Genomic DNA, 11,189 nt, shown 5'->3' with positions numbered 1-11,189 from the left:
GACCTAGCTTCTCTTGGAGTTGTTGAACTTTTTCCTTAGGTGTCGTTAGCCATTTGGCATTCACTCACTCGTACCTCCTTAAAAAGCTTGAACAAAGCAGGGCGCCTTCCCTCCCGCAGGTTGTGTTGTCCTGCGTTCCTCGGTACTATATGCCCCTCGGACTCCCTTCCTGCAGATGGCTCACTTCGCCTTTGGCTTATAGATCATCTCGTTACGAAAAAAAAAACTTTCCGTGCAGGGGAGGGTCTCCCAGTTCACTGCATCTTCTTTCATACCATGCCGATCCCCATACGCCGGAGGATCCTTCGCTGTCGCTCCAAGTTCTAGACAGTTTCCTTGGTCTTCGTCCAATTATGCGGGACTCGACTTCCTCTTCTTCCTCTTGCAAGGGCTTTTTAACGACGCGGCAGGATTCACTTTATGTTACGGCCTGGCATGTCGCTCGACCTGTCTCTGACAGGTACTTTCGTCGATACGCTCTTACGCACAGTTTTCGCCATACGCAAATATCCTAGCTACGCGAGGTCTTGGCTCTTCCCACGACCGGACTTTCACCGGTTAGAAGATGCGTGCCTCTGGGCACGCCAAAATAAAAAAGGCCCCCGTCTCTAAAATAAGAGACGAGAGCCATAAAGATCCCGTGGTACCACTCTAAGTGCCAAGCCTAATAAGCAGCTTGACCCCTCATTTTCTTAACGGTCAATGACCGGATTTGCCTACTAAGTAACTTCGTTCGTTTCGGCAAACCATTTCATGGGCCCGCTTCATCTAAGACATCCGTACCGGCTTCCACTAACCCGGCTCGCTGCAACTATCGGTCCTAGACTACTGTCCCAATCGCTAATGTTGTTATTTCTAACTCATATGCTTAGAAGTATTTATACAGGAAGTGTATCTCGGTGTCAAGTCTCGCTGCATTTTTCGAACTATAACTTCCATTTGTTCAACGGTTCATCATCCCACACTTGCACTTCGATGTATCTTTCTGGTCCTCTCTCTCCTTTGGCATTCCATTCTTGTGGCAATCCAAATTCTCTTACTACTTCAAAGATCTCTTTCATAGTATAGACCTGACCTCGATAAGGCTTTCCGTCTTGGAACCTCATCGTCGGAAACAAATCTCCATAAGTAAAACTAATCGTATTTGACTCGAAATTCGACATTGGAACTTGCAGTACTTTACCTGCTGGATACCATTCTAAGAGCCATGGACATTCCCCGAGAGTCATATAATGGGGAAACTTCCGAATGGGTATGCCGCCTTTATCTATAAATAAATCTCTTGCTTTTAATTCGAGACTCCGTCGAATTTTCAGGTAATCCGCGGACCGTTTGCTGGCGAAGCCTTTATTTTGAACAATAATTTCGTTTAAAACACGATCTGCTTCCTCTGGATTTAAGTCTGATAAATTGCGGAATGGACCAGTCGATTCATCATAGTAGTGATACAAGAATTCAAGCATGCCTATATTCCCCCAATCCATAAAAAGTATAATACTGCTTATGGTTGCTTTTCAATATGGAAAATAGTAGAATCCTTTATAGAACGTATGTTCTCATTAATAACAAAGGAGTTGGACCTTATGTTTAAGAAACTAGAGTGCGTTTGCATTCACACGATCGAAATTGAGAAATCTCTTGCCTTTTACACTGCGATGGGTCTAACTGAAAGCTGGAAAATAGAACGAGTATTAGAGGATGGGTTTGTTTGGAAAATCATCGGTCTAAAATTTCCAATGAAGGACAGCTCTGAACTTGTTCTTAGCAATCATCCTGACAACAAATTTACTGAAGTTGAAATTCTGGTTGAAGATGTCCGTGAAGCACACAACGAGTTAAGCAAAAATGAAGAAATTCAATGGATTAGAGCACCCTTTGCTACGGAGTCTGGACATGTCGCTGTATTCGAAGCTCCTGATGGCAACGTATTTGTACTAGTTGGAAAATAAACCAAGAGCCGTTAAGAAGAGTTGTATATGGGCGAGCCCCCGAATGGGTTCAGCACTCATACTCCAACAAACATCTTATCGGCTCTTTTTAACACATTACGATTTAAAAATCATTGCAGTTATTTCGCAGATTTTTGCAGCAACTGATATAAAATGACAGCTGCTTGTGCACGGCTTGCCGTTTGATTTGGTGCGAAGCTGCCGTTGCCCATGCCATTAATTGTACCCGCTGCTTGCAGCATGGCTACAGCCTCTTTGGCATATTCAGCGATTGCTGCTGCATCGTTGAACTGGGCTTTATCGTTCACTTGCTCTAACGTTTTTCCCGCTTTCTGCAACGCTCTGTATGCCATTGCTGCCATATCCTGCCGGCTAATTTTATCATTAATGCCGAATGTCCCATCTGAAAACCCTGTAACAATGCCTAATTGCTGAGCTGAAGCAACTGAATTATAATACCAGGCGCCTTCCTTCACATCATGGAATGTGCTGATCGCTCCTGCTTGCTTCAGGTTTAGCGTTTGAATAAGCATATGGATAAACTCTGCTCTCGTCACTGAACGATTAGGCTCAAAAGCTTGTGAAGATGCACCTGTAACGATGCCACGAGCTGCAAGCCCGATAATACTGTCTTTCGCCCATGTAACGGAAGTTATATCTTTAAAGCTTACATCGATTGAAACAGCAGCATATTTACTAAAATGAGTCGTAGTAAACTTGGCTAAACCTGTAACAGCATCGTATCTGCTATTCGCAAGCACTTCAAGCTTTCCATCCTCAGAAATATACAATATGACGATTTGATTTGCATTTTCGCCATTCTTCAACTCGTAAGGCACAGATACACCTACAGACAGACCATTACCAAACTGGCTTATCATCTTGCCGCCAATGATTAAGCTGAAATCATAAACCGCATTCGTTCCAATCTGTTCACGAACCTCGCTAGACATTGTCTCAGCTGCGATTTTATTAACAATGAGTTCAATATTTCCTGTCGATTCAGTGGCTTCGAATAATGAAATCGGCAATTGAACAGTAGCAAGACCAGCGTTGAATTCGATGTCTTTAATACCTGCCGTTTTCGCAGCTTGAACTTGCTCAACAGAAATATTGAATGCAACTTGCTTCGCCTTATCCAAAGCTTTAGCCTGGAATTTCAGCAAACCAGCTTTAGCATCTGCAATAGCAGCTTTCACATCGGCAGCACTGATAGATGCCTTAGCATTGCCGTTCGCATCAATAATAGCATTAATTTCTCCTGGCTTATTAGCAGGAATGCTGCCTGTGTTGCCGTTGCCGCCAGGACCTGGGTCTCCTCCGCCAATAGGCTTGCCAGCTAATACAAGCACTCCGAATCGTGAGGTGTTCTCATAAGACTTTCCTGTAGGATCGTTCCACATCCATACGCTATCTCTTTTACCCGTACCGTTATCATCATTGTTGACCTGAAGATCAAAACCAATGATCGTCTCGTTGATTGGGGTGATCAAATCCAAGTTGATTGCAGCCTCTACAATGTAACCGGTAGCAATATTATCAGCCCCATAAACTGTCTTCGTCACCGAAGTGTAGTTGTCATGAGAGGCATGACCGCCAACCGTATGCAGATTTTTGTAATTAATTCGATACTGGCCATCATCACCCTCATAAGCACTAGTTTTTCCATTGTTTTGATCTACGAAAATTTCAATGGAATCATGTTCCCATGGGTTTGGACTCGCATCCGACAATTTTTTGTCGGTTACCAAAGCATAAACATAAAGATGTTTATCGTCCCACATCGTATAAAATTCAGCTTTAGATCCTTCGCCGCCTTCTACTTTAACTTGGGTAGCAAGCTTGCTGGCGCTCGCCCACATTGCATCCATTTCACCGTCGAGAATAGGCGTGCCGTATTTTGCAGTTGATACTTTTGTTCCTGAGATAAGCGTCAACTCGCCATAACCGCTGCTATTCTGATCTTGATTGTTTCCAAGATCGCTCCACGAAATGATACTGCCATTCTTGCCATGCTCAGTACCGTCATCTGAACCAGAATCTGTGACGCGAATATCAAAAGATACTTTGCTGTCCACTGTGCTTCCGCTTAACGGAATAGCAGCAGTAATTGTATAACCTTTATTCGTTTCTACAGCGTTAGCTGCCCCTCTTTCAACCTGTACCTTTTTAATTTCATTTCCGCTCTTCACGAACAAATCGACCTTATCACCAGCAAATTTCGATGGATCAGTCACGATTGCCTTTACATAGATATTATTTTCGTCCCACAGCACCTTCATAGCAGCTTCTAATACGCCGCTCTTCTCCAATGAAATAGCTGGAATTGTACTCCAGAAAATATCATTGATGTTGCTTGGGTTTGGACTTCCTTTTGCAGCATTTGTAGTTTTCTTCACCGCTACCAGCTTCGTTGGATCAACCATTCCCCAATAAGCAGGTTTCGCTTGGAAGTTTTTATCGAAAGCAAATGGCGCGTCTTGACGAGTGACCGGACGATTGTGGAGCCATGTATGGTCGTCAGCGATTCCCCAGAAGGTAACATTGCTTATCCAGCCTTCCGGATTTTCAGCTGTCCTGCCCATATCGTCCAATTTCTTCAATTCTTCGAATAGCTCTTTAAAACGGTAGCCTTGTTTGGCAAGCAAATCTTGAGGCACTTCTTGGTAGGCATCCGTGTTGTTCGAATAAACCGAGACATCAAATTCAGTTAATTGGTTGTCGAAGCCGGCCTCACCGAACATCTTAATTGAATTAGAAATTTGCTGAATTGACGGTCCGCTAATGTTAATATGAGTTTGGTGGCCAACCGAATCAATAGGCACACCTTCTGCTTTTAATCTCTTTGCAAGGTTTAATAAAAAGTTTGCTTTTTGCGGATTGTTTGTTCCGTAATCATTAATAACTAGCTTGGAATTTTTAGCCTTTGCATATTTTATCGGGTCTTGCACATACAACTCATCGAGCAATTTACGCGTTTCAGTAAAGGCAACTTTAATGAAATCTTCGCCTGTTAATTGATACCATAAACTATTACGCATACCATTCGGTCTGCCTTCATCAATGACCTCATTCACGACATCCCAATCCGTGGCGACGTCTGCATATCTTGGTACCACAACGCTTAAAAAATCTTTTAGCCGACTGAGAACAAGCTCTTTGTTTTCTGGAGTTGGAATCAATACGGTGCCATTATCATCGTTAAACATCCAGTTTGCTGCTTGTTCATGCCACACAAGCGTGTGGAATCGCATGTTCACTTTGTTGTCTCTTGCGTATTTGGCAAGTCTATCTGCACTCTCGAAATTGTAAGTTCCCTTTGTTGAATTAATTGAACCAGGCTTCATTGCATTCTCAGCAACGACTGAACTGAAATGCATATCTAGAAGTTCTCTGCTTTTCCCTTCAAGCTGAATCGGCTCTAGCGCTGCCCCTACTTTGAAATACTTTTGATAAACATCCTTCAGCTTCGCAAGATCTGTCTGAACAGGTAGGGATGTCTTAGGCGGCAGTTCCGTCATTAAGACCTTAATATCGTCGATATAATAAGCGTCTTTTACACCCGAACTTTCAACATAGAAGCTTAAATCTGTTAAATTTGAATTGAAACTAAAAGTCCCCTTGAGCTGTACCCAATCTGTCGAAGCTACTGCTGCTGAAGCAATGCTTACCCAGCTCTTGGATCCACTCGCATCCAGTTCAGCCGATAACTTTATCGTTCTGGAAGCCGAAGGCACTTCAGTAAGCTTGACGAAAGCTGTAACCTCATATTTTGCATTTTTCGTCATTTTATCGACTACACTAACGGTCGGCCCGTTCCAGTCCAACGTACGGCCTGTCGTTTTCAAGCTGTATTGGCCTGACTTTTGCTGTTCTTGCGATACCGATACGGCTACGCCATCTCCCCTTGGTTTCCAGCCTTCGGCTGTACCATCATCGAAGTTATAGCCGAATTCCAATGGCCCAATCGGAGTTCCTCCACCACTGCCGGGATTATCAGTTGGTGTATGATCTACGATCAAGAGATCATCAATAAACACATCAGCAGTCGACGAAACTGTCTCCAAATACATCGTCATTGCTTTTGAGCCAGCAGGTCTCGTATACGATGTTTTGGAGAAGGTTGTCCAGCTTTGATCATCAATGTTTTGGTTGCCCACGATCCAATCAAAGTTATTCGTTTGATCAGTCATTCTCATCGTAACATGTGCTTGATCAGTACCCGCTCCAAGCTTTACTTTAAACGAAATATCGTAACTATGTCCCTCTTGAAGCAAAGCATTGAGCTCAATGCTTGGGCTGCAGCTAACACTCCCCCGCCCAGATAACTTCAACGCTTTTGATCCCGTTGCGGCCTGCTCTGAAGAAACGGCTGCCTGCGCAGTGCCTCCGCTGCAATTAAACGGCTGCCAGCTGCCAGCATTTCCATCTTCAAACCCATTTTGAAGCACCGTTGTTGATGCGGCTTGAGCTGTGTTCCCTAATCTTCCTATCGGCGTCAACATACCGAAGAGCAAAATGAACGCCAATAGCATACTTAACTTCCTTCGCATTTCCATCCCCCTTGTCTTAAATATAAATTGATAACGCTTACACAAAAATCTTATCAAAGCAGAAAGGAATAAAATACCTGAAGAAATATAGATTGTACTCTAAAAAATATTAGTTATATTTATTACTTTAACTAGAGATTTACAGTTTACAAGGGATGAGTTCCACCCAGCGCAGTCTACAATTATCCGCACAAAAAAGACCCTTATCTCACAAATGAGAAAAGGGTTTAACCATTATTATCATTACGTTTAATTAAAAATTGTAAAAACGGAACCTGCACATTTGAGAGTTCAACAAGCTTTACATGCACTTTTGTTCATTTTCTGCAACTCCATTATTATCAATGGTTAACTTCGTGCTCCCAGAAAGGGATTCGGTATAGCCGCAAGCAACAGTCTCCTTCGTCATTCCCCTGTCATCCGTATATTTCAAGTATACAGCACCTTCACCTGTTAATTTCAATTGCGGTTTTATTCGAACCGTGTCGCCTGCTTTAATTATTTTTGCATAGCTATGCTTTTCAAGGCTTGAAATAATTCCAGTTTCAACCGAAACGATATCATAATCCGATTGATTATTAATCGTCACAGAGAAGCTCTGCAGCATTCCGAAATTGTCAGTATTTGTTCTAAGCCAGTTGAATAAAAAAATGACAAGTAGCAAAGAGAAAACGCCCAATAACATATATCCCATTTTTTTGCTCATTATGGCTCCTCCCTCTCTTCAAGGTGTTGATCTGATTATCGATTTGTTTATCCGAAATATGCATGAACCTCACTTCTGCCTGATATGTAATAAGACACTCTTCCTATTAAAAAAGTAACATGTCATTAAAAAACGTTTCAAAAGAAGGGTGTTCCAAAAAGTTAACTTCGGAATCCATACCCAAGCTTTACATCTATTCATTTTCGAGAAAAGAACCTTCGTTTCCACTTTCACAGTGATTTGGAAGGTTCTTTCTACATCGATAAAAGTCCACTCACTCACGCCCTTTTAGGGACAGCTTCTAAACTCAAAATTTTGATCTACAAAATAAAAAAGCCTGTAACCCGTTGTTCCACTAGAAACAAACAGGCACGCAGGCCAAGTACAATGAAATTTATAGTAGTGGCCATTAGGCCATATTAATTTGCTATAGTCTGTTCATTTATAAAATCTATTGCTCGGTTAAAATAATCGGACCATTTTCTGTAATAGCAAGCGTGTGCTCGTATTGCGCAGATAAACCACCATCGATCGTTCTAGCCGTCCATCCGTCTTCATCGATTTTGCTGTGGTACTTCCCAGTATTAAGCATAGGCTCAATTGTCAAAACCATCCCGGCTTTTAGACGTGTACCACGATTCGGCGGGCCATAATGAGGCACTTGAGGCTCCTCATGCATTTTCTGACCAATTCCGTGACCTATAAAATCTCTTACAACCGAGAAGCCTTGTGCTTCAGCAAAAGCTTGAATCGCGTGAGATATGTCTCCGATTCTGTTTCCCACTACAGCCTGCTCTATCCCTTTATACATGGATTCCTTTGTCACATCAAGCAGCTTTTGCGATGTTTCCGATATATTGCCGACTGCATAAGACCAAGCGGAATCTGCTAACCAACCGTCTAAGTTGACCACCATATCAATGGTTACGATATCACCACCGACTAATGCCCGCTCACTTGGAAAACCGTGGCATATTACATCATTAACCGAGGCGCATGTTGCAAAAGGGTAGCCGTGATATCCTTTTTGTTCGGGAGTTGCTCCATTCTTTTGCAAAAAAGCTTCGACAAATTTATCAATCTCTAACGTCGTTTTGCCTGCTTGAATAAATGTACGCAGCTCTCGGTGGCAAGCAGCTAAAATTTCACCAGCTTTTTTCATCTTTGCTATTTCTTCACTCGTTTTGATAACAATCATTTCAATCACCCAATCCTTTACTTCATGGACAATGATGCCTGAAGTATTTTTCTAAAAAACAGTGTGATTCTAAGGATACCTCAAATGGTCATAAAAATATATCCAAACTGCACAAAAACCGTCAGCATTTTGTCAGTTGCGTGTTCTCATTATATGTGCAAATGTCTCTGCGTGTGTAGAGAGGCATTCTAATGATTTACCCTTTAGGGAGAGATAGCAGCTTATCGCGAAGCTCGATATATGCATGATCCCAGCCCATTTTCGCAAAAAAGCGAAGACCGTCCAGACCTTTAAAGTATCGAGCGCCAATAAGCCGTTCTTTAAAGTTTTCAATTGGTTTGCCTAAAAGCTCATAGTGAAAACGGAATGCTTCACCCAAATCTATACCAGGTACAGCTTCTTCTATCGTCGCTATATCGATCAAAAAGTCGCCATAGATGAACCCTGCATCTATAATTCCGGTAATGCTGCTGCCATCAGAAATAATATTCCACTCATGACAATCATTATGAACAAAATGTCTATGCGCTGTGTTATAGCTGCAAAATGCCATCAGCCTCGAATATATCTCTTCAAAAACATCACGCTCTAAACAGGTCGTCTGGTACAGCTCATGCCAGTTTTCCCAAAAGGTTCCCTCCTGATTCTCTGCAAAAAACGCTGCTACAAATGACTCCCAATCCGCATATTGACCATTTTTCCCGTCTATGACCGGGCCATATCCTGTTGTTTGTCCTAATTGAACCTGATTCATCTTGGAAATGACATGAACCAAATCCGGGACAACGGCCATTTTTTGCTCAGCCTGCAAATCCGCCAGTACGATTCCAAGCTTTCGCTCTGAAATACAATAGGAGAAATGCCGCTCTTCACCGATACCGCAAACTTTCGGATAAGGCAGCTGTTGTGAAGAAAGCAGATTTGAAATCGTCTCTTCCTGCAGAAATGATTCCTTGGATGAATTGAAGCGTATCACATATGGTTCATTAGCCCATTCGAAGAAAAAAACGCTGCTGAAGTTACCGCCCTCATTAGCCGTAATATGGCTTACTTCGCTTCCAAAGTGACGCTGCAGCACCGTATTCACTTCTTGAATCGATAAGCTCGGTTTCGTGTGCGACATAATCAAGCCCCCCTATAATTTGGATTAAATATAGCTTGATTTCGTTAATCGCAGCAAGAGAAACAATAGATATATTCATTTGATACTTTTACCTTAGGTGATCTATTCCTGCATTCGAATATGCAAATAAAAAAAAGCCCGCATTGGGCTTTTTTAGAAACCTATTATTCTCCAGTAGCTACTTCGCCTTGCCATTGAAGCATGCCGCCAGCTACGTTTACAACTTTATAACCTTGAGATTCGAGGTAATCACAAGCTTTCCCACTGCGGCCGCCGCTGCGGCAAATAATAATGATCTCTTCTTCCCCTTGCTGAAACTCATCAATCCGCTCTTGGAGCGACGAAAGCGGGATGCTGCGTGCTTCTTTAATATGGCCTTCTTGCCACTCCTCTGTTTCACGAACATCAACTAGATTTAAGGTTTTACCTTCCTTCAACTGGCTCTCTAACTCGGCTGTCGTAATCTCTGAGTACATGTTACCCATCCCTTCAAGCGCTGCATTTATATTTTCATTTACAAGCATTGTAACGCTATGGCCAGCTCATGTCTATCTTGATTAACCTACTTAATCATTAATAGCATTAAGTAATTGGAACGTACTCGCCGCACCATTCATATTGGTAGTCATTGCTTATCCGTATGTATCCCAGTATAAAGCGTTGTCTTTCCCTGTAAAAAACATCTGAGTAGTTCTGATTGTCTCGATTACCCTCAGCTACGAGTATCTGAGTATCCTCGCAACTCAAAATAATGCCAATATGATCATGAGGCTCATCAGAGAGCAACTTATCGTAAATGACAATATCGCCTCGCTGAGGTTTAAATCCATCCTGCCCATCCTTATAAAAAAATCCGGTTTCAGGCAGTTGTGCCCATTCCAGCCAAGCAGCTACACCCGCAAAACGACAAACACCATTCGGGTAACGAATGGGGAGACGAAAGCCGGCTAATTTGCAGCAATAATAAACAAATGCAGCGCACCAGCTATTTTTCAACACCTTATGGATATCAGAGTCCGGCCAATATCGGCATATCTCTCTATACTGTTCATCGCCAGGAACGCCAATAATATCTTTAGCCGCAAGCGACTCTGCGATGTCAGCAAGCAGCTCGCGCGTAGTTGAACGCTCATCCGTCCCGCCAGTATCACAGTTTATTAACGCTCCTACAAACTTAGCGGAAATCATAAGTTCTTTTAAAACCATTTCAAGTCTTCTTTTCCCATCTTGATCAAAACAATGATTTGGCTGGTGAAGATACAATTGCAATAAATAGGCGTCCTTTAAAATTTCTTCATACGGCCCTTGGCTTCTGCTTCTGTCTTCATAATAAAAGATTGCTCTAAGAATTGTATTTTGCTCTTCCTTCGTAAACAGATCCAAATCCCGAATAAAAGGTCGTACGGATTCTGCGCTGTTAAGACCAGAAAACTCACTAATACCGGTTTTGTAATCATAATATCGGTGAAGCAATGCTGCGATTGAAGCGAGCTCGTCATCCTGTCCTCTTTTCATTGCCAACATGGAGGCCAAGCTAGCAACGCCGAATAAATGAATAGACGCTTCTTGTTTTTTCGCCTCATTATTGATCGATGAAATCAATTCTTGTACAAAAAAACGAATGCTTTCCATTCGATGTTCTTTTTTTATCGTGTTCAAA

Annotated in this window: 8 protein-coding genes and 1 other annotated feature; of the genes, 1 reads left to right on the top strand and 7 read right to left on the bottom strand. The window is 42.4% G+C overall.

Translation table 11 applies throughout. From position 1 onward, the window contains the following. Positions 1–613 precede the first annotated feature (613 nt). Positions 614–850, bottom strand: a binding site (T-box leader). Between the two features lie 76 nt (positions 851–926). After that, the gene (locus AB4Z45_RS30570) at positions 927–1,463 is read right to left on the bottom strand and encodes a hypothetical protein (RefSeq protein ID WP_441913190.1); all 537 of its coding nucleotides are present in this window, start codon (positions 1,461–1,463) and stop codon (positions 927–929) included. A gap of 120 nt (positions 1,464–1,583) precedes the next feature. On the opposite strand from AB4Z45_RS30570, the gene AB4Z45_RS30565 reads away from it, so the two are divergent. Then, on the top strand, positions 1,584–1,949 hold the full coding sequence (locus AB4Z45_RS30565) for a VOC family protein (protein WP_441913188.1): 366 nt from the start codon (positions 1,584–1,586) through the stop codon (positions 1,947–1,949). A gap of 119 nt (positions 1,950–2,068) precedes the next feature. Here the strand turns inward: AB4Z45_RS30565 and AB4Z45_RS30560 are convergent, their stop codons facing one another. The 6 genes from AB4Z45_RS30560 to AB4Z45_RS30535 form a co-directional block, all read right to left on the bottom strand. Continuing rightward, on the bottom strand, positions 2,069–6,502 hold the full coding sequence (locus AB4Z45_RS30560) for an endo-1,4-beta-xylanase (protein WP_441913186.1): 4,434 nt from the start codon (positions 6,500–6,502) through the stop codon (positions 2,069–2,071). Positions 6,503–6,803: 301 nt separating this feature from the next. Further along, positions 6,804–7,208, bottom strand: a complete 405-nt coding sequence (locus AB4Z45_RS30555; RefSeq protein ID WP_076269263.1) for a hypothetical protein — start codon at positions 7,206–7,208, stop codon at positions 6,804–6,806. Positions 7,209–7,659: 451 nt separating this feature from the next. Beyond that, on the bottom strand, positions 7,660–8,406 hold the full coding sequence (gene map / locus AB4Z45_RS30550; RefSeq protein WP_441913184.1) for a type I methionyl aminopeptidase: 747 nt from the start codon (positions 8,404–8,406) through the stop codon (positions 7,660–7,662). Positions 8,407–8,602: 196 nt separating this feature from the next. Beyond that, a complete protein-coding gene (locus AB4Z45_RS30545) occupies positions 8,603–9,529 on the bottom strand; it encodes an aminoglycoside phosphotransferase family protein (RefSeq protein ID WP_441913182.1) in 927 nt (308 codons plus the stop codon). Between the two features lie 164 nt (positions 9,530–9,693). Next, complete coding sequence (locus AB4Z45_RS30540) at positions 9,694–10,005, bottom strand: rhodanese-like domain-containing protein (protein ID WP_441913180.1); 312 nt, start codon at positions 10,003–10,005, stop codon at positions 9,694–9,696. A gap of 106 nt (positions 10,006–10,111) precedes the next feature. Next, complete coding sequence (locus AB4Z45_RS30535) at positions 10,112–11,188, bottom strand: CHAP domain-containing protein (protein WP_441913178.1); 1,077 nt, start codon at positions 11,186–11,188, stop codon at positions 10,112–10,114. Position 11,189 lies beyond the last annotated feature (1 nt).

The organism is Paenibacillus sp. MCAF9 (assembly GCF_052114265.1).
Classification (GTDB): Bacteria; Bacillota; Bacilli; order Paenibacillales; family Paenibacillaceae; genus Pristimantibacillus.
The sequence above is the reverse complement of the archived record's forward strand: the minus strand, read 5'-3'. Positions and strand labels throughout refer to the sequence as shown.